At 29.3% G+C, this 26,244-nt stretch carries 29 protein-coding genes; 15 read left to right on the forward strand and 14 right to left on the reverse strand.

Features of this window, described 5'->3' with window-relative positions; all coding sequences use genetic code 11:
• Window positions 1–107: 107 nt before the first annotated feature.
• Both argJ and argC read right to left on the reverse strand, forming a co-directional pair.
• Window positions 108–1,325: a bifunctional glutamate N-acetyltransferase/amino-acid acetyltransferase ArgJ gene (gene argJ, locus OXH55_RS05380; protein ID WP_268048585.1), complete on the reverse strand. Its 1,218-nt coding sequence runs from the start codon at window positions 1,323–1,325 to the stop codon at window positions 108–110.
• Window positions 1,326–1,343: 18 nt separating this feature from the next.
• Window positions 1,344–2,381 carry an N-acetyl-gamma-glutamyl-phosphate reductase gene (gene argC / locus OXH55_RS05385; RefSeq protein ID WP_268048586.1) on the reverse strand — a complete coding sequence of 346 codons (1,038 nt, stop codon included), beginning with the start codon at window positions 2,379–2,381 and terminating at the stop codon, window positions 1,344–1,346.
• Window positions 2,382–2,579: 198 nt separating this feature from the next.
• Between argC and argB the strand changes: the two genes are divergently transcribed.
• The 4 genes from argB to OXH55_RS05405 all read left to right on the forward strand — a co-directional run bounded on the left by argB (window position 2,580) and on the right by OXH55_RS05405 (window position 6,032).
• Window positions 2,580–3,446 (forward strand): acetylglutamate kinase, encoded by an 867-nt coding sequence (gene argB / locus OXH55_RS05390; RefSeq protein WP_268048587.1) that lies wholly within the window; start codon window positions 2,580–2,582, stop codon window positions 3,444–3,446.
• Window positions 3,428–4,594, forward strand: a complete 1,167-nt coding sequence (locus OXH55_RS05395) for an aspartate aminotransferase family protein (RefSeq protein ID WP_268048589.1) — start codon at window positions 3,428–3,430, stop codon at window positions 4,592–4,594. Before argB ends, OXH55_RS05395 begins: the two co-directional genes overlap by 19 nt.
• Window positions 4,595–4,784: 190 nt before the next feature.
• Window positions 4,785–5,381, forward strand: coding sequence for a hypothetical protein (locus OXH55_RS05400; RefSeq protein ID WP_268048591.1), 597 nt, complete (start codon window positions 4,785–4,787; stop codon window positions 5,379–5,381).
• A gap of 132 nt (window positions 5,382–5,513) precedes the next feature.
• On the forward strand, window positions 5,514–6,032 hold the full coding sequence (locus OXH55_RS05405; RefSeq protein ID WP_268048593.1) for an ECF transporter S component: 519 nt from the start codon (window positions 5,514–5,516) through the stop codon (window positions 6,030–6,032).
• Window positions 6,033–6,090: 58 nt separating this feature from the next.
• On the opposite strand, the gene OXH55_RS05410 is transcribed toward OXH55_RS05405, so the two are convergent.
• Window positions 6,091–6,774, reverse strand: coding sequence for a TIGR00266 family protein (locus tag OXH55_RS05410; protein WP_268048595.1), 684 nt, complete (start codon window positions 6,772–6,774; stop codon window positions 6,091–6,093).
• Between the two features lie 222 nt (window positions 6,775–6,996).
• Here OXH55_RS05410 and OXH55_RS05415 point away from each other — a divergent pair, with 222 nt between their 5' ends.
• The 6 genes from OXH55_RS05415 to OXH55_RS05440 all read left to right on the forward strand — a co-directional run bounded on the left by OXH55_RS05415 (window position 6,997) and on the right by OXH55_RS05440 (window position 11,496).
• Window positions 6,997–7,662, forward strand: coding sequence for an ABC transporter ATP-binding protein (locus OXH55_RS05415; RefSeq protein ID WP_336296759.1), 666 nt, complete (start codon window positions 6,997–6,999; stop codon window positions 7,660–7,662).
• Window positions 7,659–8,417, forward strand: a complete 759-nt coding sequence (locus OXH55_RS05420; RefSeq protein ID WP_268048602.1) for an ABC transporter permease — start codon at window positions 7,659–7,661, stop codon at window positions 8,415–8,417. Before OXH55_RS05415 ends, OXH55_RS05420 begins: the two co-directional genes overlap by 4 nt.
• Window positions 8,418–8,455: 38 nt before the next feature.
• Complete coding sequence (locus tag OXH55_RS05425) at window positions 8,456–9,466, forward strand: phosphodiester glycosidase family protein (protein WP_268048604.1); 1,011 nt, start codon at window positions 8,456–8,458, stop codon at window positions 9,464–9,466.
• Window positions 9,467–9,606: 140 nt separating this feature from the next.
• Window positions 9,607–10,221, forward strand: coding sequence for an epoxyqueuosine reductase QueH (locus OXH55_RS05430; protein ID WP_268048606.1), 615 nt, complete (start codon window positions 9,607–9,609; stop codon window positions 10,219–10,221).
• A 29-nt stretch (window positions 10,222–10,250) separates the two neighbouring features.
• The gene (locus tag OXH55_RS05435) at window positions 10,251–10,640 is read left to right on the forward strand and encodes a DUF2500 domain-containing protein (RefSeq protein ID WP_268048608.1); all 390 of its coding nucleotides are present in this window, start codon (window positions 10,251–10,253) and stop codon (window positions 10,638–10,640) included.
• 61 nt (window positions 10,641–10,701) lie between these two features.
• Window positions 10,702–11,496 carry a rhomboid family intramembrane serine protease gene (locus OXH55_RS05440; RefSeq protein ID WP_268048610.1) on the forward strand — a complete coding sequence of 265 codons (795 nt, stop codon included), beginning with the start codon at window positions 10,702–10,704 and terminating at the stop codon, window positions 11,494–11,496.
• Between the two features lie 141 nt (window positions 11,497–11,637).
• Here the strand turns inward: OXH55_RS05440 and pdxT are convergent, their stop codons facing one another.
• Window positions 11,638–12,210 (reverse strand): pyridoxal 5'-phosphate synthase glutaminase subunit PdxT, encoded by a 573-nt coding sequence (pdxT, locus tag OXH55_RS05445; RefSeq protein ID WP_268048612.1) that lies wholly within the window; start codon window positions 12,208–12,210, stop codon window positions 11,638–11,640.
• 1 nt (window position 12,211) lies between these two features.
• Window positions 12,212–13,090, reverse strand: coding sequence for a pyridoxal 5'-phosphate synthase lyase subunit PdxS (pdxS, locus tag OXH55_RS05450; protein ID WP_268048613.1), 879 nt, complete (start codon window positions 13,088–13,090; stop codon window positions 12,212–12,214).
• Between the two features lie 334 nt (window positions 13,091–13,424).
• Between pdxS and OXH55_RS05455 the strand changes: the two genes are divergently transcribed.
• Complete coding sequence (locus tag OXH55_RS05455) at window positions 13,425–14,294, forward strand: glucosaminidase domain-containing protein (RefSeq protein ID WP_268048615.1); 870 nt, start codon at window positions 13,425–13,427, stop codon at window positions 14,292–14,294.
• Between the two features lie 52 nt (window positions 14,295–14,346).
• On the opposite strand, the gene OXH55_RS05460 is transcribed toward OXH55_RS05455, so the two are convergent.
• The 3 genes from OXH55_RS05460 to OXH55_RS05470 are packed head-to-tail and all read right to left on the reverse strand — an operon-like array spanning window position 14,347 to window position 17,259.
• On the reverse strand, window positions 14,347–15,120 hold the full coding sequence (locus OXH55_RS05460) for a hypothetical protein (RefSeq protein ID WP_268048617.1): 774 nt from the start codon (window positions 15,118–15,120) through the stop codon (window positions 14,347–14,349).
• A 3-nt stretch (window positions 15,121–15,123) separates the two neighbouring features.
• On the reverse strand, window positions 15,124–16,011 hold the full coding sequence (locus OXH55_RS05465) for an ABC transporter ATP-binding protein (RefSeq protein WP_268049027.1): 888 nt from the start codon (window positions 16,009–16,011) through the stop codon (window positions 15,124–15,126).
• 9 nt (window positions 16,012–16,020) lie between these two features.
• Window positions 16,021–17,259 carry a hypothetical protein gene (locus tag OXH55_RS05470; protein WP_268048619.1) on the reverse strand — a complete coding sequence of 413 codons (1,239 nt, stop codon included), beginning with the start codon at window positions 17,257–17,259 and terminating at the stop codon, window positions 16,021–16,023.
• Window positions 17,260–17,528: 269 nt separating this feature from the next.
• Here OXH55_RS05470 and OXH55_RS05475 point away from each other — a divergent pair, with 269 nt between their 5' ends.
• The 4 genes from OXH55_RS05475 to OXH55_RS05490 all read left to right on the forward strand — a co-directional run bounded on the left by OXH55_RS05475 (window position 17,529) and on the right by OXH55_RS05490 (window position 20,761).
• Window positions 17,529–18,635, forward strand: coding sequence for a TlpA family protein disulfide reductase (locus OXH55_RS05475; protein WP_268048621.1), 1,107 nt, complete (start codon window positions 17,529–17,531; stop codon window positions 18,633–18,635).
• Window positions 18,636–18,741: 106 nt separating this feature from the next.
• Window positions 18,742–18,900, forward strand: coding sequence for a CD1871A family CXXC motif-containing protein (locus tag OXH55_RS05480; protein ID WP_268048623.1), 159 nt, complete (start codon window positions 18,742–18,744; stop codon window positions 18,898–18,900).
• Window positions 18,893–19,723 (forward strand): 4Fe-4S binding protein, encoded by an 831-nt coding sequence (locus OXH55_RS05485; RefSeq protein WP_268048625.1) that lies wholly within the window; start codon window positions 18,893–18,895, stop codon window positions 19,721–19,723. The genes OXH55_RS05480 and OXH55_RS05485 overlap by 8 nt, the downstream gene beginning before the upstream one ends.
• A gap of 96 nt (window positions 19,724–19,819) precedes the next feature.
• Complete coding sequence (locus tag OXH55_RS05490) at window positions 19,820–20,761, forward strand: MerR family transcriptional regulator (RefSeq protein ID WP_268048627.1); 942 nt, start codon at window positions 19,820–19,822, stop codon at window positions 20,759–20,761.
• 24 nt (window positions 20,762–20,785) lie between these two features.
• On the opposite strand, the gene OXH55_RS05495 is transcribed toward OXH55_RS05490, so the two are convergent.
• From OXH55_RS05495 to OXH55_RS05520, 6 genes are all read right to left on the reverse strand, one after another.
• Window positions 20,786–21,391, reverse strand: a complete 606-nt coding sequence (locus tag OXH55_RS05495; protein WP_268048629.1) for a TerD family protein — start codon at window positions 21,389–21,391, stop codon at window positions 20,786–20,788.
• 125 nt (window positions 21,392–21,516) lie between these two features.
• Window positions 21,517–22,095 (reverse strand): TerD family protein, encoded by a 579-nt coding sequence (locus OXH55_RS05500; RefSeq protein ID WP_268048631.1) that lies wholly within the window; start codon window positions 22,093–22,095, stop codon window positions 21,517–21,519.
• Between the two features lie 25 nt (window positions 22,096–22,120).
• A complete protein-coding gene (locus tag OXH55_RS05505) occupies window positions 22,121–22,702 on the reverse strand; it encodes a TerD family protein (RefSeq protein WP_268048632.1) in 582 nt (193 codons plus the stop codon).
• Between the two features lie 188 nt (window positions 22,703–22,890).
• The gene (locus OXH55_RS05510) at window positions 22,891–23,691 is read right to left on the reverse strand and encodes an HAD family hydrolase (RefSeq protein WP_268048633.1); all 801 of its coding nucleotides are present in this window, start codon (window positions 23,689–23,691) and stop codon (window positions 22,891–22,893) included.
• On the reverse strand, window positions 23,688–24,803 hold the full coding sequence (locus tag OXH55_RS05515; protein WP_268048634.1) for a cysteine protease StiP family protein: 1,116 nt from the start codon (window positions 24,801–24,803) through the stop codon (window positions 23,688–23,690). The genes OXH55_RS05510 and OXH55_RS05515 overlap by 4 nt, the downstream gene beginning before the upstream one ends.
• 17 nt (window positions 24,804–24,820) lie before the next feature.
• A complete protein-coding gene (locus OXH55_RS05520) occupies window positions 24,821–26,242 on the reverse strand; it encodes a phosphoribosyltransferase family protein (protein WP_268048636.1) in 1,422 nt (473 codons plus the stop codon).
• Between the last annotated feature and the right edge of the window lie 2 nt (window positions 26,243–26,244).

A 26,244-nucleotide genomic window follows, 5' to 3' on the forward strand; every position in this document is an offset into this window, starting at 1 on the left:
TCTTGTCCCTTTTGTTTGCTTAAATTATATTCTTACACTATTTTTTTGTCAAAGACATATTTTGCATTAAAAAAATAAGTCACTCTATTGAATGACTTATTCCAAAATTAAGTTCTATATTCTCCATTAATTTTTACATACTTGTAAGTAAGATCACAGCCCCAAGCTTTTGCAGCATATTCCCCTTCATTTAAGTTAATGTAGATTACTAATTGCTCCTCTTGTAAAATCTTTGATGCTGTATCTTCATTAAAATATACATTCATTCCTTTTTCAAAAACTTTTATCTCTCCTATAGAGCTTTTAAAGTACACATCTACTTTATCAGGATCAAAATCTGCTCCTGAATATCCAATAGAACACACAATTCTTCCCCAATTTGGATCACTTCCAAATAAAGCTGCTTTAACAAGATTAGAAGAAACAACAGACATAGCACCCATCTTTGCACTTTGCACATCTCTTGCATTTACAACCTCTACCTCTATAAGCTTTGTAGCTCCTTCACCATCTCTAGCCATCTTCTTTGCAAGTTCCTTGTTTACAAAATCTAATGTCTCTTTAAAAATTATAAAATCTTCATTTTCACTATCAATAAGCTCATTTTGTGCTGCTCCATTAGCAAGACAAATCATCATATCATTTGTGCTTGTATCTCCATCTACTGAAATCATATTGTAAGAATCTTTAACACTATCCTTTATAACCTTATTAAGCATAGCTTTACTTATATTCGCATCTGTTACTACAAAACTAAGCATAGTTGCCATATTAGGCTTTATCATTCCAGAACCTTTTGCCATTCCACTTATCAATACTTTTTTACCACCTAGGATAATCTCTACTGTTATCTCTTTAGTCTTTGTATCTGTTGTCATTATAGCTTCTGCAGCATCACTTCCCCCTTCATCAGATTTTAAAGCACAAACCTTTTTAATCCCTTGCTTCATAACCTCCATAGGTATAGGTACTCCAATTACTCCCGTTGATGCCTGCAGAACTTCCTTTGCATTAATACTCAATTCATCCGCAGTTATTTCTGCTATAGCTTTAGCATCCTTTAAGCCTTTTTTTCCTGTACAAGCATTAGCCTGACCGCTGTTAACAATAATGGCTTGAGTATTCTCATTTTTTATATATTCCATATTTAAAAGTACTGGTGCTGCTTTAACCTTGTTTGTAGTGAAAGTTCCAGCTGATACAGCTTTCTTTTCACTGTATATAAGTGCTAAGTCTTTCTTACCACTCTTTTTAAATCCTGCTGCAATTCCAATCGCTTTAAATCCTTGTACATCAGATATACATTTATCTTTTAATATCTCCATATTTATTCTCCTTTCTTATTAAATTGCCATTGAAAGAACATTTATTCCTTCACTTTCTTCTAACCCAAACATCAAATTCATATTTTGAACTGCCTGCCCAGCCGCTCCTTTTATTAGGTTATCTATAGCCGATATTACAATAACCCTTTTTGTTCTTTCATCAACTCTTATACCTATATCACATAAATTACTTCCTCTAACATTTCTAGTTTCCGGCAGTGTCTCTACAATTCTTATAAAATAATCTTCCTTATAAAACTCTTTATAGATTTTATATATTTCCTCTTGTGATATATTATTTTTTAGTTTCCCATAACATGTAGCTAAAATTCCTCTATTCATAGGCACTAAATGCGGTGTGAAATTTAATAAAATCTTCTCTCCAGCTGCTTTTGATAGTTCCTGTTCTATTTCAGGAGTATGTCTATGTCCAGCAATTCCATAAGCTTTTATTGATTCATTACATTCTCCGTATAGAGATGTAACCTTTAAACCTCTCCCTGCTCCTGATACCCCAGATTTTGCATCAATTATTATAGAATCCATTTCTATTAATCCTTTATTTAATAATGGATATAATGCTAATATACTTGCAGTGGTATAGCAGCCGGGATTTGCAATGAGCCTAGTCTTTTTAATCTCATCTCTATAAATTTCTACAAGCCCATATACAGCATCATTTAATAATTCAGGGAACTTATGCTCTACCCCATACCATTTTTCATAACACGCAGCTTCATTTAATCTAAAATCAGCTCCTAAATCGATAACCTTAACTCCTTTAGCTAAGGCTTTCTTCACTATATCAAAAGACTTACCATGGGGCAGAGCTATAAATAATACATCTATTTCTTCTAATTTATATTCTGCTTGTTGTATGTTTATACATTTATTTTGTATAAATCCTGTATAGTTATTATATATTTTCGAGAACGCTTCATCTGCATAACTATGAGAAACTACGAATTCTATTTTTACATATTCATGATTATGCAAAAACCACACAAGTTGTTGACCTGCATAACCTGTTGCTCCAATCACAGCCCCTTTTATCATAGAATCACCCCTTAAAATTATATAAAGTAATTATACATATATACGAATATTTATGCAACATTTATTTATGTTTTTTCAAGTTATCCCTAATATTTTCTATTGTAAACAAATTTCTTTTATGTTTTCATTGCATATTTATAATATATATAGTATAATTATGCACAAGTTGTTCTAAATAATTAAAGGTCGGTGTTATATATGATTAATAAAAAGTATTTAAAACTGTTTAAAGAAAAAACTTTTGTAATCAAATATGGTGGAAGCATAATGCAAAATAAAGCTGCTGAAAAAGCATTTTTTCAAGATATATTAGAAATGAAACTTGCGGGAATAAATATTGTAATAGTTCATGGTGGTGGACCAGAAATATCTAAATGGTTAAATAAAATCGGCATAGAAAGTAAATTTGTAAATGGTCTTCGTGTTACTGATAAAAATACTATTGAAATTGTTGAGATGGTTTTGTCTGGTAAGATAAATAAAAATATCACTGCTAATCTTAGCACTCAAGGTTTAAATGCTATAGGAATCAGCGGAAGTGACAGCAACCTTTTACATGCTAAGAAAAAATACTTACATGATAATGATAAAAAAATAGATTTAGGATTTGTTGGCGATGTTGAAAATATTAATAAAGATTTACTTATAAATCTTATGAATAAAGGATATATTCCAGTTATCGCTCCTATTGGATGTGATACTGAGGGCAATAAATATAATATTAATGCTGACTATGCAGCTTCATTTATTAGTTCTGCTTTAGAGGCTGAAAAACTTATTATACTTACGGACGTTGAAGGTGTATATAAAGATATACACAATAAAGACTCTTTAATAAATTCAATTACAGTTAATGAAATTAAAACTTATATTAGTTCAGGTATTATAAATGGCGGTATGATTCCTAAAATGGAATGTTGTATTGCGGCTTTAGAAAAAGGCACTAAAAATATTCATTTAATAGATGGCAGAAATGAGCACTGTCTTATTAATGATACTTTTAATAATTGTGGAACTACCATAAGTTTAAAGGATGTGATGAAAAAATGTCAAAAAGCAATATAATGAATACTTACGGAAGATTCGATGTTAGCTTTGAAAAAGGTATAGGAACAAAATTATATGATGAAAACGGAAAAGAATACTTAGACTTTGTTTCAGGAATTGCAGTTAATTGTCTTGGTCATTCAAATCCTATTGTAGTTAATGCTATTAAAGAGCAAAGTTCAAAGCTCATGCATATTTCAAACTATTATTGGAATTCAAATAGTATAAAACTTGCACAAAAACTATGTGAAAATAGTGACCATGATAAGGCATTCTTCTGTAATAGTGGAACAGAGGCTATCGAGGCTGCTTTAAAGCTTGCACGAAAACACGGAAAAATGAATGGACAAAATAAACATAAAATTATATATATGAACAACTCCTTTCATGGTAGAACTATGGGAGCACTATCTGTTACAGGACAAAAAAAGTATCAAAAGAATTTTACTCCTCTGATCGAAGGAGTTGAGAGTGTTCCTTTTAATGATATAGAAGCTATAAAAAAAGCTATGGATGATACTGTTTGTGGAGTAATTTTAGAGCCTATACAGGGTGAAGGAGGCATTATATCAGCTGATATAAACTACTTAAAGGAAGTAAAACATCTTTGTGAACAATTTAATGCTATTCTCATTTTTGACGAAGTACAATGCGGTATTGGAAGATGCGGAAGTCTTTTTGCTTACCAAAAGTTTGGTGTAACACCTGATGTCGTATGTATGGCTAAAGCTTTAGGTTGTGGATTTCCTATTGGAGCTATCCTTGCAAATACAAAAGCTTCTTCAGCATTTGTACCTGGCGATCATGGTACTACCTTTGGTGGGAATCCATTAGCATGTGCAGTATCATATGCTGTTCTTACAGAGCTTATAGATGGTGGAATTATATCCTCTATTAATGAAAAAAGTAATTATTTATTTGATAAACTTAACAAGTTTAAAGAAAAATATTCGATAATTAATGTAATAAAGGGAATGGGCCTACTAATAGGTGTAAGTATTTCTACTGATACCAAAAAATTTGTTAATGAATGTTTTAATGAAGGTCTACTGCTTGTAAGTGCTGGCGAAGATGTCATTCGTCTTCTACCACCTTTAAATGTATCATTTAAAGAAATAGATTCAGCACTATCTATTTTTGAAAAAATTTTATCAAAATTATGTTAATTCCTTTTTATTAAATATTTCCCCTGAAAAGGTCCCTAAAATAGTTAGGGGCTTTTTCTTTTTTAATGTCCAAATACTCTTAAATTTTATATAAAACTTCATATTTATCTTATTTTTCTTTTCAATTATTTACATTTTATCTATTATATTCTATAATATGTATGCATGACAAGATATAGGGGGTTCTGAAATGAAAATTTCTAAAAAATATTTTAATGTTTTATCTTTATTAATTATTTTTACATTATCATTGTCTTTTATAAGCTGTGGTTCTAGTGCAGTACCAGATGATAGTGTAAAAGCGTTCTTTGGTTCTCTTCAAAAGCAAGATTTTAAAACTGCATCAACATATGTTAAAGATGCGAATAATTCAATTAACTTTGATAATCCTCAGCAAAAAGAAATAGTGAATAAAATTGTTTCTAAATTACAATATGAAATTATTTCATCAACTACTGATGGAGATACTGCTAAAGTCAAGACTAAAATTACTTCTCCTGATTTAGTTAAAGTAACAGGAAAGATGGTTTCTGATTTGTTACCAACTTTATTTGCTCAAGCACTTAATGGAGAAAAAACAGATCAAGCAAAAACTGATAAAATGGTAACTGATTATTTTATAAAAAATATTGATGATCCTAAAGTTGAAATGATTTCAAATGAAGTAGAAATTAATCTTGTAAAAAATAAAAATACTTGGTTACTAGTTGGAGATGATGATCTTATAAATGCTATTACAGGTAATTTAACAAAAGCTTTTGCTGATTTAAGCACTAGTGCACAATAATGTATTATATCCATTAAAATTCAACGTAACTAAAAGCCTTATACAAGATATGAGGCTTTTTTATTTTAAAATCTTTTTTAGTGATATAATCTATATTAAACTAATACTTATTACTAGATAGGAGGAATTTTTATGAATAGTCAAATAAGAAATCTTGTTAGAAGTTCATTATTATTAGCCATAGCAGTAATTTTTCAAATGACTCTTAAACATACTGTAGTAGTTGGTCCGGTAGTAAATGCAGTTTTACTTCTTACAACCTTTATTTGTGGAACTGTATGGGGAATATATGTAGGACTTTTAACCCCTCTTTTGGCTTTTGCCACAGGTACTCTAAATGCTGCACTTGGCCCTTTTGTACCTTTTATAATGATTGGTAATGCTATATTGGTTTTCTTTTTTGGAATATTTAAGGGCAAGGAAAAGTTTGGTAAATATTTAGGACTTGTTATAGGTTCTTTACTTAAATACCTGTTCTTATACGTATCAGCTACTAAATTAGTCTCTTTATTTAAATTAGGAATACCAGCAAAGTTAGTAAAGCAACTAGCCATAATAATGGGGATACCTCAATTTTATCATGCTCTTATCGGAGGAGCTTTTGCTATATTAATTATTGAGCTTTTAAAGAAAAGAAAACAAATAGAATAAAAGTGCATTTCACTTTTATTCTATTTATGTAATTTTATTATATTTATGTACTTTTATTCTATTTAGATGGTATGTATTGTCTTACCCAGTGTCCAAACCCTTCTGGGTTTCTTGTTTGGATATATACTCTACCTGGTCCTCTAAATCTACATACAAGAGCTTCTCCTGAAGTAATAGAAGATACCCATCCCTTTGAAGCTTTCTCTATATTAAACTCCATATTTTCTGGCCAAGCAACAAGGTGTTGATTGTCTATAACCATTTCTTGTCCTGCACCAATATCTAATGGATGAATTGATCCATAAGAACTTACAAATAAAGTTCCTTTACCACCTACTTTAAGTACAAAAAATCCTTCTCCTGAAAAAAGTCCTTTTGCAAGATTTTGCATTTTTGTTGAAATTTCAATACTATCTGATCCAGCAAAGAATCCATCTTTTTGTACTACATAATTTGTGAATCCATCCAACTCTAAAGGTATTATATCTCCAATAGATGCAGGTGAAAGTAATACTTCTCCACTTCCTCTATTAGCTTTAAGAGTTTGAAAGAAAAATTTTTCACCTGCTAACATTCTTCCAAGTCCTCCAAATAAGCCACCTTCTAGTTTTCCATCTACATCAATGGTAGAACTCATTGCAACCATAGCTCCTGATTCTGCTTTAATGGATTCTCCATGGTCAAGCCATACCTTTAACATTGTATTTGCACCTCTATATAGCAATTCGTGTTTTACTGCCATATCCATCCCCCTTTTTCATTTGTTACTTGATATTAATATTTCGACATTTTTTTCTTTTTTCCTCTTAAAATTATCCATTAATTAATAAATTTTTACAATTTCCTAACCAGAAAATTTTATTTTTACTATTGTTATTAAATATTTAACATTTATAATCCTAATTTTATATTTATTCTTCTCTAAATTAAAAATATAATATATAGGTAAGCATATTATTCGGAGGTGAATGTTTTGTGTATTTTAGAATTTGAAAAAGTTTATTTTAATGATGGAAAAAAGAACATACTTAAAGATATAAATTTAAAAATTGAAAATAGAGATTTCATTTCAATAGTAGGACCTTCTGGTGGTGGTAAAAGTACATTACTAAAGTTAATAAGCCACCTTATCAGCCCAACTGAAGGTTCTATTCATTATAAAGGTAACAATATTTTGGAATATGCTCCAACAGAGTTAAGACAGCACTGCGCTTACTGCTATCAAAATCCTCATCTATTTGGAAATACTGTATTAGAAAATCTTTCTTTTCCTTATGAAATAAGAGGAAAAGAAGTTGATTTTGAAAAAATTTATGAACTACTAGCTCTTTTCAAAATGGATAAAAACTATATTAATAAAAATGTAGATAAGCTATCTGGAGGGGAAAAGCAAAGACTAGCCCTTATTAGAACACTTACCTTCAATCCTGAAATATTACTTCTTGATGAAATTACTTCTGCTCTTGATGTAGATAACACTATTATTGTTGAAAATATAATAAAAGAATTAAATAAAAAAGGAGTTACTGTTCTTTGGATAACACATAATCTTGAACAAAGCAAAAAATTTGCAAATAAACTCTTAACCATTGAAGAAGGTAAAATTAAATCCCTGGAGGTGTTAAAATGAATAGTGCATCAATAAATATTTCTTCTTTAATAATTGCCTCATCCCTAGTTTTAATATCCCTAGGTTTTTCATATTCTCAAAAGTTGAAATTAGAAAAAGAAATTATTATTGGAGTTATTCGTGCTATAATTCAATTAGTTATTGTTGGTTACATATTAAATTTTATATTTGGAATGGAAAATCCTATTTTTACTACAATATTAGTTTTATTTATGATTTTTAATGCGGCTTTAAACGCAAAAAAACATGGTGAAAATATTAAAAACAGCTTGATAATTTCTTTTATTTCTATAGCTTTAGGTTCTATAGTAACTCTAGCTGTTCTAATTTTTGCAGGAGCTATTGCATATAAACCTTATGAGGTGATTCCTGTTAGTGGAATGATTATAGGAAATGCTATGAAAGCAATAGGATTATGCTATAAACAGCTTATCACTAATTTTAAGCATCGAAGAAACGAAGTTGAAGTAAAGCTTGCCCTAGGTGCAGATATTCTTACTTCTTCAAAAGAAATAATTAAAGATAGTATAAAGACTGGAATGATGCCTACAATAGATTCCATGAAAACTTTAGGCATAGTTTCACTTCCTGGTATGATGACGGGTCTTATACTTGCAGGAACCTCTCCTTTGCAAGCAATAAAATATCAAATAATGGTAACTTTTATGCTCCTGTCAACTACAGCAATAGCAACATTTATAGCCTGTTATATGGCATATAAAAGCTTTTTTAATAATAGAAAACAACTTGTATAAATCTCTATTTTAATATAGAATATACAAAGGTGGTATATATGTTAAAAAAAGAAAACTCTAATGGGAAATTTCCCAAAAAGATATTTATAATATTTGAAATAATTTTTTCACTTGTTACTGGTCCTTTTTTACTTTATTATGGTCCATTTGAAAATGTAAAAGCTACTGTAGTAGGCTCTGCTATGACAACTTCAACCCATCAATGGATTGCTACGATGTTTTTGTCAAAAGAGCATATAAATGAGATACTAAGCAATAATACCGTTAACACCATAATTCAAACGGACATAAATAAATTAAATGAGGAAATAAGTAACGAGATAAATAATAATCTTAAAGATACAAATGAAATTGAGAGATACTATGTTAATGGAGATAAATTCACTGGTCACCTTATTGTAATTAAAAATCCTAAAAAAGTTAAGGTAGGCTATAGTGATAAATTAGGTAAAAGTGGAGAAACTACTAGTGAAATTGCTAAACGTTTTAATGCTGTTTCCGCAATAAATGCTGGTGGCTTTATCGCAGATTCTTCTGATACTGAGAACACCTCTGATTCTAGTGGTAGACCTGCAGGGGTAATAATTTCTAATGGACAGGTAGTTTACAACAGCTTAAAAGAAGATCAAAAAAGTTGTATCGCTGGTATTACTAAATATGGAACCTTAGTGGTTGGAAATCATAGTGTAGAAGAATTAAAAAAACTTAATGTTACTGAAGCAGTATCCTTTGGCCCATGTCTAATAGTAAATGGTGAAAAAACCATAACCTCGGGAGATGGCGGCTGGGGAACAGCTCCTAGAACTGCCATAGGTCAAAGAAGAGATGGAAGTATTCTCTTTTTAGTAATCGATGGTAAATATATCGGAAGACTTGCAGTAACTTTAAGAGAACTACAAGATGTATTATATGAATATGGAGCATATAATGCTATAAACTTAGATGGTGGTTCATCATCTACAATGTATTATAAGGAAAAAGTAATCAGTAATCCTTATAAATCTACAGGTGAAAGAAAAATACCGTCAATTTTTTATGTAGAACCTTAATGAAAGAAATATAAAGCAAACAAAGGAAGAATACCATTTAATTTTGTATTCTTCCTCTTTTTTATAAATTAAGCAACTTACTTTAATTAAAAACTTAATAATTGATTAAAATATACTTATATATAAAAGAGGTTATTAAAATGAAAATAAACTATCAAAAAATATTAGATAAAAAATTAGAAGAAATACTAAATTCAAAAGAAACCCCTTCCCTTCTTTTACACAGCTGTTGTGCACCATGCAGTAGTTATGTTTTAGAGTATCTTTCACAATTCTTTGATATTACGATATTTTATTATAATCCTAATATTCATCCTGAATCTGAATACAGAAAAAGAGTGGAAGAACAAAAAGAATTCATAGAAAGCTTTCCATCTAAAAGAAATATTAATTTTATTGAAGGAAAGTATTTACCTCAAAAGTTCTTTGATATAGCAAAAGGCTTAGAAGAAGAAAAAGAAGGAGGAATTCGCTGCTTTAAATGTTATGAACTAAGATTAAGAGAAGCAGCGAAAAAAGCTAAAGAATTGAATTTTGATTACTTTACAACTGTATTATCTATAAGTCCACATAAGAATGCAGAAAAACTTAATGAAATAGGCGAAAAATTAACACAGGAATTTGATGTAAAATTTCTTAATTCAGATTTTAAAAAGAAAAATGGATATAAACGTTCCATTGAATTGAGTAAAGAATATAATTTATATAGACAGGATTATTGTGGATGTGTTTATTCTAAAGATAAAGAACAATAAAATATAATATTTTAAGGGGGATTTATTATATGATGGGACCAGGTTTTGATGGAGGTTTTTTTGGAGGAATGCCGCCTTTTTTCATGCTTTTCTTTTTATTTGTATTGGGATTTATTGTATTTGGAATTGTAAGTTCGGCTAAGAATTATCATAAAAATGCTACTTCTCCAATATTAACTCAACATGCAAAAGTAGTTACTAAACGTACTAAAGTAAGCCATCATCATCATTCTACTTCTAACGATAATATACATCATAGTAGTCATACTCATTATTATGCTACCTTTGAAACTGATGCTGGTCAAAGAATAGAATTGATTATGAGCGGTAGAGAATATGGTATGTTAGCAGAAGGAGATATAGGTGACCTTACTTACCAAGGTGACTGGTTTAAGCAATTCAAAAGAGAAATTATTTAAATTTATGAACTTAGCATTATTTTATAGTTTATAAAACTTACTTTACAAAAGGAGTGTTTCTATGCATTGGTTTGATAAACTTGAGCAAAAATATGGTCATTTGGCCATAAAAAATCTTATGACTTACATTGTAGGGTTAAATGGACTTGTATTTATTTTAACTTATATTGATCCAACATATATAAGTAAATTAATGCTAGATCCTAACCTAGTTATGGAAGGACAAATTTGGAGATTAATTACTTATATATTTATTCCTCCAGCTTTTTCTCCATTTTGGATTCTTTTTGCTCTTTATTTTTATTATATAATAGGTACAGGATTAGAACACGAGTGGGGAAGCTTCCGATTTAATCTTTATTACCTTTTGGGTATGCTAGGAACAACTATAGTTTCCTTTGCATTAGAATCTTCTCTTACAGGTTTTTATTTAAATTTATCTTTATTTTTGGCCTTTGCACGTATATATCCTGATTATGAAATATTGCTCTTTTTCATATTACCAGTAAAGGTTAAATATTTAGCCTTACTCAACTGGATTTTTATAGGTTTTACAGTAATATTTCAACCATTGCCAAATAAGCTTGCTGCAGTTATTTCTATTATTAATTACTTTATATTCTTTGGAAAAGATATAATTACTCGTACAAAAACTAACAGACAGGCTTACTATAATAGAAAGAAATTTAATGCAAATATACCTAAGGAATCAACCTTCCACAAATGTACTGTCTGTGGAATAACTGAAAAAGACGATCCTGATATGGAATTCAGATATTGTTCAAAATGTAATGGACATTATGAATACTGCATGAAACACTTGCACAATCATGAACATGTAAAAAAAGAAAATTAAATAAGACTTTTTATGACTATAAAAAAACTTAGCTTATATATAAAACTACTAGTGTAGTAATTTATTATATAAGCTAAGTTTTATTTTAATCACTTATTTAGTGAAAACCAGAACCATATTATTAATTAATATCAATATACTTTAATTAAAGAAATTATTAACGAAATATCTATGAACCGCACTATCATCCGTTAACTCTGGGTGGAAAGAAGTTACTAACATGTTGTTTTGTTTTGCAGCAACTATTTTTCCATCAATCTCTTTTAGAATTTCTACTCCATTTCCCACTTTTTCTATATATGGAGCTCTAATAAAAACTAAAGGTATCGGATTTTCAGAAATTTCAGGCACATTTTCTTCAATTACAAAACTATCTAACTGACTGCCATAAGCATTTCTTTTTACATTTATATCCATTACTTTAAGGTGTGCTTCTTCCTTCTCTCCAATATTTTTGGCTAAAAGAATCATTCCTGCACATGTTCCCCACACTGGTAGACCATTGTTGATTTTATTTACTAAAGTTTCTTTGATTTGAAAATCATCAAGCAGTTTTCCCATTGCCGTACTTTCGCCACCAGGTAAAATAATTCCATCAAGATTATTGAGTTGTTCGGGTTTTCTTATCTCAATACCTTCGTGACCTAGTGATTTGATTATCTCTATATGCTCATTAAATGCACCTTGAAGTGCCAAAACACCTATCTTTTTCATTTTAGTACCCTCTATTAGCCATTCTTTCTTCTTCGTCTATTGAATAAACATTGATTCCAACCATTGCTTCTCCAAGATTCTCTGATACTTCAGCTAGTATCTTTGCATCATTAAAGTGTGTAACAGCTTTTACAATAGCACTCGCTCTTTTTTTCGGATCTCCAGATTTGAAAATTCCAGAACCAACGAATACACCATCACAACCAAGTTGCATCATCATTGCAGCATCAGCAGGAGTAGCAACACCACCAGCCGCGAAGTTTACAACAGGAAGTTTTCCATATTCATGAACATATTCAACTAAATGAATAGGAGCTTGTAGTTCTTTAGCAGCGTTCATTAATTCATCTTTCAATAAACCTTGGATTCTTCTGATTTCAGAGTTCATCATTCTCATGTGTTTAACTGCTTCAATAACATCACCTGTTCCAGGCTCACCTTTAGTTCTAATCATTGAAGCACCTTCACCAATTCTTCTTAAAGCTTCACCTAGATTTTTAGCTCCACAAACAAAAGGAATTTTGAAAGTTTTTTTGTCAATATGTAGAGTCGGATCAGCAGGTGTTAAAACTTCACTTTCATCAATATAATCAACCTTAAGAGCTTCTAAAATTTGTGCTTCAACGAAATGTCCAATCCTTACTTTCGCCATAACTGGAATAGAAACAGCTTTTTGAATACCTTTAATCATTTCTGGATCTGAAGCACGTGCAACTCCACCATCTTTTCTAATATCAGCAGGAACTCTTTCAAGAGCCATAACAGCACAAGCACCAGCTTCTTCAGCGATTTTTGCTTCTTCAGGAGTTGTTACATCCATAATCACTCCACCCTTAAGCATTTGTGCTAAATTCTTATTTAATTCATATCTATTATTCATTCTAATTCCCCCAAATTGTAATTTTTGTTATTATCTTGCACGTGCAATTATAAATATCCCCTGGGTATATATGTATTATTTCACATGAAATCCATTAGGTCAATTGTATCGATACATTAAAATCAATAGCAATATAACTACTTTGACAGTATTTTTTAACATAATATATTCATTTTTAATATACTTTATGGTAAAATTAACACTTGCAATAACTTACATGTTAAATTTATACATTAAGTCAAATAGCCCTAATTAATAAAATAATAGAGTCCCAATAATATTGGAGGTGTAAAAAATTAAGAAGTATTTTAAATTCACAAAAATTATAATGTATATGGTGTTGTTTATATTAATATCTCTTTTTCAAAATTCTTATTGTTATGCAAATGAAACTCTTCAAGAAGTAGATTCTCAAAAAGAATGGATTATAAAATTTAATCAATCAATTGATCCAATTAATATAAATAATAAAAATATATTCGTTATAGATTCAAATGATAATATAGTAAATGACGTAAATGTTACTTTATCAAATTTAGGACAAGCTATCAAAGTTATAGCTCCTCCTAGTGGTTATAAACCTAATGAAATTTATACTCTAATAATAACGAATAATATATGTTCATCAAAAGGTCAAAAAGTAAAAGATTTAAAAACAAAGAAATTTATAGTCAAAGAAAAAAATCAAGTTAAAACTCCTATTATGGGTAAATCTGATTTATCAGTAGAACAAATGGCTAAATATGTACTAACTAATAATGCAAATCCAAAATTATCTGTAACTATACAAGATTTAGCTAAAATATTTTTAGAAGAAGGTTCTGTTGAAGGAGTGAGAGGAGATATAGCTTTCTGTCAAAGTATTAAAGAAACTGGATACTTTAAATATGGAGGTCTAGTACTTCCTGAACAAAATAATTTTGCTGGAATAGGCTCTACTAATAATAGCCGTAAGGGAAAGGGTGCTTGGTTTAAAAATGCAAGAGAAGGAGTTAGAGCTCAGATACAACATTTAAAAGGATATGCAACTAAAGAAGCATTAAAAAATCCATGTATAGATCCTAGATATCCTATATTAAAAAGTGCAGAATTATTAGGTGCAGCACCTAATTGGGAAGATTTAAATGGAACATGGGCAGTTCCTGGTAATAACTATGGACAAGGTATTATAAAAATATATAAAAAAATTAAACAAATAAAATAATAGATTATGGTGCCAAAATTTATATTGTTTTTGCACCATAATCTATTATTTTTTATTTTCTATTTTCATTAGTAAATGCCTTATAAGTGATTTTAGGTAGTATTATCATTACAGCTATAAACATCACTATTAAAAATATATTAGCAGTGAAAGGTGTTTTATATCTTATTATTTGACCATAAAACATTCCCCAAAGAGGAGTAAATCCTAAAAATTTTGTAATACCTCTAGGTATAAATCCTTGTATAATATATGGAATACCCATTATTACTGCACCTACTATAAATGGTACTGCTGCTGATTTGCTATTAGCTGAAAGAGCAAGTCCTATTTGTGCAAATAAGAAAGAACCTAAAATTATAGTTATGGAAGTTATTATAGCAAGCTGAAGTATAGTCATATTTGAACTGCTTTTTCCAAAATACCATAATTGTTTTAGTGGTAAATCCAATCCTTTAAAATGAAATTTTGAAGCTGCTGAAATAAATATTGCTCCAAATATTGATAAGTTAGTTATTGAAGTCATTATGCCATGTGCTATCCATTTTGCTTTTACTATCTGTTTCTTACCTTGTTTTGTAGTATTTATTAAGGATACCATTCCAGAATCGTATTCTTTGGTATAAGCACCTGAATATATTATAAACATTAATAAACCACAAAGAGGTGCTATGCCATAAAATTTAGAAAATAAATCTGCATAAGTTTCAGTCATCTCAAATTTACGTATTAAAATAGTTGAAAAATACAATATAAATAACCATAATCCAATCACTGGAATTTTAAGACCACTCTTTTTTATTTCTGCTTTAATTAAATTTATCATCTCTTATACCTCCTTGCAGTCCTGTAAATCAAAATAAAACATATATACATCTTCAAACTTAGGCTCGATAGTTTCTACATTTGAAGCTTGTGGTACAGTATCTGAAATTACTCTTATTTCTGTATAATCCATACCACGCTGTAAATTTACTACCTTATATTTTGATTGAATATCATATACTTCATTTTCATCCTTAGTTCTTATTATATAAACCTTTCCATGCATCTGACTTAATATCTCTTTATGATTTCCCTTCATCAATAGAGTTCCATCTTTCATTATTATGGTTTCTTTTGCTATGGATTCAATATCTGATATGATATGAGTAGATAAAATTACTATTTTATCTCTTGATATTTGGGAAATAAGATTTCTAAATCTTGTTCTTTCTTGTGGATCAAGCCCTGCTGTTGGTTCATCAAGAATTAAAATTTCAGGATCATTTAAAAGTGCCTGTGCAATTCCAACTCTACGTTTCATTCCTCCTGAAAATTTACCTAAAGCTTTATTCCTAACATCATGTAATCCTACTAATTCTAATAAAGATTCTACTTTTTTATCTGCCTTTCTTTTATCCATGCCTTTTAATACAGCTATATATTTTAAAAACTGTTTTGCAGTAAAATTCTTATACGCACCAAAATCCTGTGGAAGATAACCTAAAACCCCTCTATATTCATCTTCATTTTTCCATATATTTTTTCCATTATAAATTATTTCACCACTATCTGGTTTTAAAAGAGTAGTAATCTGTCTCATTAAAGTTGTTTTACCCGCACCATTAGGTCCTAATAATCCATAAACACCATTTTGAAGAGTAACTGAAAAATCATTTGTAGCCTTCTTTCTTCCAAATTTTTTATTAAGATTTTTTAATTCTAATTTCATAATTATATCCTCCTATTTATTAACCGTTAATTTTCTTGATTTAATCTTTATAATAGCTATACTTAGTACAAATACAGTAAAAATCACAAATAATACAGCATTATTAATATCTAAATAAGAATTTCCTAGATTTACTCTTCCTAAATACATACCCACAAAAGCTTCAATTTTAAATAATAATTTATCAATTACTAAATTATCTAATATAGCTTTAACTGTTGATGGTACACCTTTAATATAACCTGCCACTTTAGGTATAAGAATCATAGTTCCAAATACTCCTATAGAAGCAAGTGAATTAGTTGTTAAAAATGAACTCATTGCAGCAAGCATGGATATAGTAATTAAAATCAATATACAAACTCCTATTTTTAGTACAGCATAACCTTGTATTGTCATTGCACTCTTTAGAAATATTCCAGCATCTAATATTCTAAAAGCTTGTAAATTACCATTTTGAGATGTACCATACACTATCCATACTGCTATAAATTGAATTAACAGATATAGCAAATACATACCTACTGTAGTTAATACAGTTAAAATAATCTTTGAATTTAAAACTTTATATTTATTTTTACTGGTAAGTATTAAGTTATCTACACCACTTACTATTTCATCAGTATAAATATTAGAGAAAATTACTGCGGCAAAAGCAAGCATAAATAACGCTATAAGTGGATGAAATATTCTATGATTAAACACCTTCCAAAACGTCACATCTTTATACTCTTTAAATGTAACTTTATCTACTTTGTCCTTAATCATAGTTCCTGTATCAACTAAAAAATTATACTCACCTATATTGAATCTTCCTTCTCTAATAGCTTTCTTTTTTTCTTTTCTAAAATTACTAGCAGATTTATAACCAAATTCTTGTTTGATTTCTGCTATTTCACCACCATAAACAAGATTTACATAATACCCTACAGCTAATGGATCTTCAAAAACTTTGTTATAATCCTTATATTTTTTGTGTAAAGAACTAATATAGTTGATTTCTTCACTGGTACTCATGCCTTCTAGCATCTTAAGTTTTTTACTGAACTTCTCATTTGCTATTACATTTGGTTCTCTAGTATCTACAATTTCTTTTCCTTTTTCAAAACGAATACTTTCAGTTTCTAATTCAGATTTTAAAAAGGCAGATCCTATAGAAACCAATATAAATATCAAAATCATACTTATTCCAAGCTTTGTTTTAAACTTTTTTAAAAACTCAGCTTTTAAAATTTCAAGCTGTTCCCTCATATAAATTCCTCCTATAATATTTGAATCAAATTTTAGATTTAATCTGCTGCGTCTGTTCCTATTTTATAATGTTATGTAGTTAAAATCCTTCGATTTACCTTACAAAACAACGTTTTACCTTACACTTTTGTAAGAAAAGAAAGAAAAAATCCTAAACTTACAACATTGTAAGTTTAGGATGCTATTTTGTAAGTTAGATAAATGGAATCAGCAACTTTAAGTCTATATAATTACAGTTGTAAATAATTAATTGCTTAGGGGGATTTAATATGAAAAAGAAATTTTTATCAATACTTATAACAGCATTAGTTTGTATTTCTATAGTAGGATGTGGTAAATCAACTGATAAATCTACACAAACTGAAAACAAAACACAGCAAACAGAAAACCAAAAGAAAGCTTCAAAAAATAGTCATTATAAATATAGTGAAATGGGCTTTGAATATGATATACCAGAAGCATGGGTTGGAAAAGAGGAAATAGGTCCAGCTTGTGTAATACCTGGAAAATTTGGAGTAGCTTATATAGTAGGTCAGATTCCATATGAATTTGTACCAGCTGATCATTTAAAGAAGTTAAAAGAACTGTCAAAAAGTGCAAAAACTGAAGAAGAACAAAAAAAATTATATGAAGAATATAAAAAGAAAGCAAAAGAATTTTTTACTATCATAGTATTAGACAAAAGTAAGGAAAAGGATGGTCCAAAAGAAGATAAAGAACGAAAAGAAAAAGTTTTCTCACAGTATCAGCATAGGGATAAAGTAGCTGAAAAAGATAGTTTGGAATGTTATATATTATATAATGATAAATATAACGAAGATGGATTATCAGAGGAAGAAAAGAAAGAATTTAAAGAAGCAATTAAAGGAATTGATGAGGTAAAGAAAAGTATAAAGTTATTTAATCCAATAGATAAAGAGGCAAAAATGATGAAACACAAAAATATAGAGTTTAAAACAAAAACTTTAGATGGAAAAGAAATAGACAGCAATATCTTCAAAGATAATAAGCTTACAATGGTAAATATATGGGCTACTTACTGTGGACCTTGTATTGCAGAAATGCAAGATCTTCAAAAGCTTTATGAAGAAGTAAAAAATGAAAATATAAATCTAGTAGGTATTGTATCAGATACATATGATGATGATGAAAACCAAGCATTAGCAAAAAAAATATTAGATAAAAAAGGAGCCAAGTTTACTAATATAGTTCCTGATGAAAAATTACTAAATGGATTCTTAAAAGACATACCAGGCGTTCCAACTACTGTGTTTGTTGACAGTAAAGGAAATATTATTGGTAAACCTATAGTAGGTGGAAATAGTAAGGAAACATATAAGAAGGAAATACAAGAAAGATTAAACACTTTAAAATAATTAAATAGTTTACAGGTAATACTATTCGGAATCGTTATTACCTGTAAATTTACTTATTAGGAGTAGATATAGCAAAACAAGCTTAAGATAAAAGGGAGGGTATCTTATGGCTGATGGAAAAATAAAATTACAAGAAAGATTATTGAAGTACGGAATTTTATTAATGAGTATGAGTTTTATAGCAGCAGGAGTCTATAGAAATGAAGTTCGGGTAGTATTAAAGAAAGCAATAAATATATGTTTGGAGTGTATAGGCATTGGATAAAAGAAGAATAACGCAAATAATTACTGCTATAATTACAAATGCCAATATTAAGGGGTTTTTTGAAGGTAATATATTTAAGGGAAATATAAAAAAGGTTTGTGTTCCAGGGCTAAATTGTTATTCCTGTCCAGGAGCTATGGGTTCCTGTCCAATAGGTTCTATGCAGGCAGTTATAGGAACTATAAAATATGATTTTTCATTGTATATAGCAGGTTTTATATCTTTAATGGGAATACTATTTGGTAGATTTATTTGCGGATGGTTGTGTCCATTTGGACTAATTCAGGACTTACTTTATAAAATACCATCTCGTAAGATTAAAGTTAATAAAAAAACAAACAATATATTAAAATACTTAAAATATGTTATTTTAATTGTATTTGTAATACTTTTACCTATGTTCTTAGTAAATGAATTTGGAATAAGTCCACCTTATTTTTGTGAATATATATGCCCGGCTGGTACTTTAGAAGGTGGAATACCTTTAGTATTATTAAATGAACCTTTAAGAAATACTATTGGATTTTTATTTGGATGGAAAATGTTCCTTCTGTTTATTATGATTCTAAGCTCTATATTTATATATAGACCATTTTGCAGATATATATGTCCTTTAGGCGCTTTTTACTCTTTATTCAATGGTATAAGTTTTTATAAGTTTGAAGTAGATAAAGATAAGTGTACAAACTGTAAAGCTTGTGTGAAAAAATGCAAGTTAGATATAGAAGTTTATAAAAAGCCTAATAGTGCAGAGTGTATAAGATGTGGAGACTGCGTAAAAGCTTGCCCTACTAAAGCTATTAAAAAAGGTTTTCGTTTCTAATATTTTTGAAAAAGTTATTGACTTATACCTTACAGGCACCATTATAGTTAAGTTAAAGGCAAATGAAAGCTTTTACTTAATAACGGAGGTGTTACTATGAATATTAAGATTGCATCAGAAAAAACAGGTTTAACCAAAAAGGCAATTAAGTATTATGAAAATGAAGGATTGATTTACCCTTCAAAAAACCTTGAAAACAACTACAGAAAATACACTGAGGATGATATTGTAAAGCTTAATTTAATTGGGGCTTTAAGAGCTATAGACATTCCTGTTAGTGATATAAAAAATGTTGTTGAAGGAAAAAAGAATATTTCAGAGGTTATGAAAGAAGCTTTAGATAGAATAAATAAAAATATAGACAATTTAGAAAAAAGTAAACTTATTATTAACACCCTTATGGAAAAAGATTCAAAGGACTATAAATCTGTAGGTAAACAGGTAAAAAGATTAAAAGAAACTTTAGAACTTTCAATAGATGAAAAAAAGGAGTATATATCAAATACTTTACTTAGAATATTTCCAGGTGATTTTGGAAAACTATTTGTTACAAATTATGAGCCGTTCTTAAAGGTTACAGTAGATAGTGATGAAAAAAAAGAAGCCTGGTTAAAGCTTGTGGAATTTTTAGATGATTTAAGTGAACTAGATGAAAATCATCCTTTTATTAAACAATTGAATAATAATAATAATAATAATATGGATAGCTATAGAAAAAGACAATTAGATAAAACAAAGATTTTATTAAGTGGTAATATTGATACCAAAGAAGAATTCAAAAAACAAATTCTTTCATTTATAAGTAACCTCCAAGAAAATGAATTACTGCGAAAAACCTTCAAAGAAAATATGGATAAAAGCCAAGACATGTGTAATACTATTGGAATTAACAATGGTTCTTTTGATAACTATTTATCTATATTAAATGAAGACTACAAAAAATATAGAGAAATAGTCGAAGAAATAAACAAGGACGTTGATAAAGAAGTTAAAAATAAAACTGGTTTAACATTTAAAGAATTTATGCAAAATCTTTGAGGAAAGTGCAAAGCACTTTCCTCATTATTTGTATCTATTCACCATTTCTGCGATATTTTTAGAACTATCGCCTTGTCCTACTGCTGCAAACTTCCATTCGCTACCATGTCTATATATTTCACCCACCAAAAGAGCTGTTTTATTTGCATAATCATCAGTTAGATTATATCTAAGCATTTCTTGATTATTAGAAAGATTTACAATTCTTATAAAAGCATTCTTTATCATTCCAAAATGCTGATTACGTTTTATACAGTCATATATATTTACAACAAACACTAATTTAGCTATATCTTGTGGAACTTTTGCAAGTTCAACTCTAATTTGTTCATCATCTCCGTCACCATCACCAGTAAGGTTGTCTCCCATATGACAAACACTTTGACTCTTATGAGTTAAGTTTCCGAAATAAACTATCTCATCTTTAGATCTTATTTTATCATTTGCATCTAGCATAAATACTGAAGCATCACAATCTATTTCTGGAGAACTTCCACCAAATAAACTTCCAAGTAACCCCTTACCTTTATGTTCTGCTGGATCCCATCCAAGACCAACCATTATTTTAGATAACCCATTATTATCCTTTGTTAAGCTTATTCTTTGACCTTTTTGTAAATTAATAGCCATTATTTTTCCTCCCATCGCTTTCAGGTACTAGGTCGTAGGTACTAAGTACTAGGTTCTAGATTAAATCCCTAGCACATGATACTTATTAACTGGTCGCCTAGTACCTTGTATCTTGCGCCTTATTCTTAAACTTCTAATCCGTAGTTTTGACAAAGGGCAGCAAGTCCACCTTGGAATCCACTTCCTACTGCACTAAATTTCCATTCTCCATTATGACGATATATTTCACAGAATACTAATGCTGTTTCAATAGAAAAATCTTCTGATAAGTCATATCTTAAAACTTCTGCACCTGTTTCTTTATCAACTAATCTTACAAAAGCATTAGAAACTTGTCCAAAATTTTGGCTTCTTTGTACTGCTTCGTGAATAGTTACTGTTATTGCTATTTTTCCAATATTATCAGGAATTTTAGAAAAGTCAATGATAATTTCCTCATCATCTCCATCCCCATCTCCTGTTCTATTATCTCCAGTATGTGTTACTGATCCACTAGGATGATTTAAATTATTATAAAATACAAAATCCAAATCATCATTTACTCTTCCATTTTCTCCAACTAGAAAAGCAGAAGCATCTAAGTCAAAATCATATCCGCCTGAATACTTATTGGTATCCCATCCTAATCCAATAATTGCTTCCTTTAATCCTGGAACTTCTTTTGTTAAATTGATTTTTTGTCCTTTTGATAAATTAATAGCCACGTTAACTCCCCCCTAATTTTCTTATCTATCCAATATTTATTCCAAAGTTTCCACAAAGTGCAGCAAGTCCGCCTTGGAATCCGCTTCCTACTGCAGTAAATTTCCATTCTCCATTGTGACGATATAGTTCACCAACTACTATTGCTGTTTCTATACTATAATCTTCACTTAAATCATATCTTATTAATTCTTCGTTAGTTTCTTCATTAAAAATTCTAATAAAAGCATTTGAAACTTGACCAAAATTTTGTCCTCTTGTTTGTGCTTCATGAATGGTTACTGTAAAAGCAATTTTTTGTATTTGCTCTGGAACTTTATTTAGTTCTATTTTTATTTGCTCATCGTCCCCTTCTCCTTCTCCTGTACGATTATCTCCAAGATGTGTTACTGAACCTGAAGGATCTTTTAGATTATTATAAAAAACGAAATCGCTATCAGATATTACTTTTCCATCTCCACCAACTAAAAAAGCAGCTGTATCTAAGTCAAAATCATTACCACCATCATATTTATTTGTATCCCATCCTAATCCAACTATTGCTTTTGTCAAACCTGGATTTGTCTTTGTTAAATCCACTTTTTGTCCTTTTGTTAAACTAACTGCCATATTAATTACCTTCCTTCTTATTAATTTGGTGAATATATACTTAAACTTTCCTTTAGAATTTTTTCTAAAAGAAAGTTTATATTTAAAATTTTATATTTAATTTTCAACTAACAATATATTACATTATACCACTATTATAATATATTATATTAGTAAAAATCAAATATTCTGACAAAAAACGCAAACATCTAAACCAACTTTTCCACGCTTTCCAATATCTCTTCTGAAGCATTAATTCCTCTTCCTTCAGTCAAAGAAATATGGTCCTGTTTTAAGGTTTTATCTTCTAACATTTTTTTTAATTCTCCATGAGATGCACATATTGAATAATCAGCATTAATCAATATTGGATAATCTAAAAAAGAATCTCCTGCTGATACAATTTTCATCTTTTTTTCCTTTTTCTTTACATAAAGGAGAGCATCCCACTTATTAACTGGTGATGGAACTATATATAACTTTCTTCCTTGTAAGGATACATTCCATTTATTGACCTCAGCCCAGCTCTTAAAACTATTAAATTCTTCTTTATCAATTAATTCTTTATCTTTAAAATGAACACTAAAAAACAATCCATCTCTTAAGACCATCTTATCAATCCATGAAGTATCCTTAAAACTATTTAAAAATTTTTTTTCTACAAATTTACGATTTGTAATTCTATCTACTGCTTTTTTTATAATATTTCTCCATTCACTATCCACTTTACCATTTACTAATATATTTCCACCATTGCTTACAATAGCGTAGGTAGGTTTTATAGTATCATTCATTATAAAAATCCTATTGTACTGTTCTATAGTTCTAGTCGTTACAGGAATAAACAAAGCCTTTTCTCTAACTTTTTTTAATTTTTCAATTACATTTTTTTTCATGAAACTAAGTTCTTTCCCTAAATATCGTTCCACTAGTACAATGTCATTATCCTCTTCTTTAATTAATTTTTTTGTATAAATTAATGTTCTATCTAAATCAGAAGCGAAAATCATTTTACACTCTCCTTTGCTTTAGATTTTATAAGACCACAACAGGAATAACTCATGTCTTTATACACTTCTACTGGAACCTTTTTATCTTCTGCAAGTATTAAAATATGCTTTAAATTTGGATTATTAATATCATCAACAAGTATTTTCCAAGGTACACGTCTTAAAAGCACTCTAGTAGTCTCTCCTACCCCTGGCTTAACTAAATTAATATCCCTAATATTGTATTTTTCTTTTATTTCAGTTACTTCTTTAATTCCCTTGTTGTAAACTTTGCCTTCGATATTTTCAATATCTTTTTCCATGATTGCTATATTAGAAAAACGTTCTGTTATAGTATCTATAAACGCTCCTGATACATCTTTATCAAGCCACTCTTTATAATATTTTGCACCATGAAAATCATTTTCTCCAATAATATCATCTCTTAATACCGTTCTACTAACCAGTCCCGAAACCGTTGAATTTAAGCATGCAGAAGGAATTAAAAAATCCTCCCTAGTTCCGTACAATTCTACACAATGAGCTGGATCTGCTAAAACCGCTAATTTTTCACTTATTCTAATTCCATATTTATCATAAAAATCAGAAGTAGCCTTATTTAATACTTCATTTATAGCTCCCTTGCCTGTCCATCCATCAACAAACTGTATGTCTTGTGGATTGTGTCTATTTAATATATACTTTAGAGCATTTTCGTCGATCCCTTTTCCTCTTATTATAGATATACTATAATGCGAAAATTTCTTTTTATACTTCCATTCTAGATATCTCTTTATCAAAATCCCTATAGGGGTTCCTGCTCTTGCCAAAGATACAATAACTGCATTTTCACCTTTTTGTCTATATATAAGTTCCCCTACAATAGCTGCTGCCTTTGCTACCTTCTCCTTTGTAGAAGCTAAAGTTTTATAAAATATCTCCATATACTCTTCTGTTGGAAAATACTCTATTGGCAGCATTTCTGAATAATGTCCGCCATTTTGCATTATAAATTCTCTCTCTTCGTTGCTTTGCTCCTTTATTAAGTCAGAAATGTTCTTTAAAAGAAATATAACATCATCACTAGAGTAACTTCCCATAGAAGACGGTTCTTTTATATGTCTAAACCTCATTCACTAATTCTCCTTCTTTAGTTTTTAGTAAAATAAACAAAATTTATCTTGTGAATTCCTACGCTATAAAATAAATTTATCATGTCTTTTTTGCTTTCCATATCGATTTCTCTTTCCGTTACAAATACAACCTCTTTATACATATCTTTTCCGATGTTATAAACATAGTTTATAACATCTTTATCAAAAGGATTTTTAAATTTAGCCGCATATTTTATTCCATAATCCTCATCTTTTCCAACATAAATTGGACTTCTTGTTGTAGATTGATATACTGCCCCTTCAACCATAGAAGCCATTACCATAGGAATATACATAAATTCCTCTGTACCTAAAACAAGTAATTCTTTTTCAAAAGGCTTCATTGTATTTGTTATATCAAATAAATTTTCTTCTGTTCTCCTTAGCTCCTTATACGAAAGCCCAAATCTTCCACTAAAATCTAAATAGTTATAAACTTTGTTCTCTCCATTGGTCAAACTTCTAGTAAATTCTCTACAATTATTTACTTTAAAAAGATAATTTTTTACAGATACATCTGCTTCATTTCCTTCACAAATGTTTTTTTCTGATTGTGATACCAATAGGCCATTCTCATAATATTCTTCATAAATATATTTTATTTTTGTATTACTATTATTCTCATACTGTATATGCATCTCTTCTATAGAAGGACTATTACAAATAGCTTGTCCATCTAATAGTGATACAACCTTTATCTTTATTCCTAGTTTTTCTTCTAACTCTTTATATTTTTTAATGCATTCTTCACTTCTCCAATCCAAAATTGAAGCTACTATATACTCTTTGTTAGGATATTTTTTATCAATAGATTTTATAAGGTTTAAAGCTGTTTTACCTGTAGTTATCTCATCATCCACTAAAACTATTCTCTCAAATCTAGATAAAAATTCACCTTCCATAGGATAGCAAAAATGACTAGTTGCATGAGAATGTTCTTCTTCAAAGTCAAAAGCAGAAATACATTGTTCTAAATCATCTCTAGTAGTATGAATATATTCAATATTCTCTCCTTTAAACTGAGCAAACACGCTATTTCCAAGAGCTGTAGCAGTTTCTGCAAATCCTACAAAAAGAGTAGGTTTCTTTAAATCGATTAATTTTTCATCTGCATAACTCAAAGCTTTATTTATTAATGAATCATTCCCTAAAGCCTTTGCAACAATATTATAATCTTCACCAATAAATTCGCCTGTTTTTTCTGCTATAATCAATCCTATAAGTCTTCCTGTTAAAATAGATTTTTTAGGATTTACAGGTATATGTTTTCCTAAAAGCTTGCTTACAAATAAAAAGGCTCTTTTAGGGTTTTTTCTAGCAGCCATTAAAAATAAGTCTTCTAATTCAAAATCAAATATATTTTCAGAAATTTGTACATCTACAGCAACTTTATCTAAAACCTTTAGTGTCTTCTTCATTC

It is taken from the genome of Clostridium ganghwense (assembly GCF_026735165.1).
Classification (GTDB): domain Bacteria; phylum Bacillota; class Clostridia; order Clostridiales; family Clostridiaceae; genus Clostridium_H; species Clostridium_H ganghwense.